Origin of the sequence: Fischerella thermalis PCC 7521, assembly GCF_000317225.1 — a bacterium.
Lineage (GTDB): Bacteria > Cyanobacteriota > Cyanobacteriia > Cyanobacteriales > Nostocaceae > Fischerella > Fischerella thermalis.
Window position 1 is genome coordinate 1 of the sequence record NZ_AJLL01000050.1, and the last position, 1,245, is coordinate 1,245.

1 protein-coding gene is annotated in these 1,245 nt (G+C 40.1%); it reads left to right on the top strand.

All coding sequences use genetic code 11. The features are described 5' to 3' along the window. Positions 1–837: phthiocerol/phthiodiolone dimycocerosyl transferase family protein (locus UYK_RS24165; protein ID WP_016871429.1), on the top strand; the 837-nt coding region annotated here is incomplete at its 5' end. Positions 838–1,245 lie beyond the last annotated feature (408 nt).

The following is a 1,245-nucleotide window of genomic DNA, read 5'->3' on the forward strand; positions in this document are numbered from 1 at the left end:
CATGTCTTACAAGAGATTCGGTATCGACCACAAACTTTGAAGTTTGAAAAATTCCTACCGATTGAATCACGTCGCACTGGTATAGTTCACAGAAAGCTCAACGAAGCACAAACGACAAAGTTGCTAAACGCTTGTAGAAAGAACAAGACAACGGTACACGCTGCTTTGTGTGCAGCGATGTTGTTTGCAGCAGGTAGAAAAATTACTCCTGGGAAAAAAACAAATGTCAACCTCAGCTGCTGGTCAAGCATCAATTTGCGTAACCGACTTCAACCAAACATCAGTAATGAGCATTTAGGTGTATTAGTTTCTGGTGATATCTCATGTCATAACCTCAGAACCAATACAAGCTTCTGGGATTTAGCTCGCGACAGAAGACAACAGATGGAAGCAAGTTTAGAAGGCGATCGGGTATTCTGTTCAGCATTGTTAATTGAGCTGTTAACCGATTTTCTTCTCACTTACCCTCGTCAAATGTTTGCGACAGTGGGTGTCACGAATATAGGTAGAGTCAACATTCCTGCAAATTATGGTGTATTTGAACTTGAAGAAATCAGCTTTATTCCCGCATTGGGAGCATTTGGAGGTTTGTGTGTTGCTGCTTTGACTTTTGAAGAAAAAATGGTTTTGAATTTCATGTTTTCTGAACCTGCAATTAGTCAGGAAACTGCGGAAATTCTTGCTGATCATATGCTTGCTTGTATTGTGAAAGCTTGCAAAAATCCAAAATTCACTTTTACTGATCAAGTATTTGCAATCTCCCGACAGCAGCTAACCTCAATTGCTCCTGGTGCTTTGAGCAGTGTTACTCGTCTAGGTTCTGGTCGCCAACAGTAAAAACATCTTAATTTCATGTTTGCTTGAATACCTAATACTGTCGCGTAGGTTGGTAATTGGTAACGAAAAAACCAATAGACCTTTTGCAAAAGTCGAATTAGCCCTACCCTCAATCCCCCTGTGAACGTGGGGAAGATTTAGTTCCCTCCCCGATTTCGCTTAAGGTTAGGGTGGGGTAAAAATCTTTTTGCAAGAGGTCTAACGATCAAAAGCGAAGCATAATATCGTAAGCAATTAGCCGAACTTGATATTAATTAAGATATCAGCCTTCTGCCTTTCAATTTCAAAATATAAATACTTATGCTCTATGATAGGAAACTCTCTTGTTACGAGCAAGCGCTGGAGATTTTGAATCGCCGTGCCACAACATATAGCATAGTTACGATTTGTCGAATTAACGGATTACTT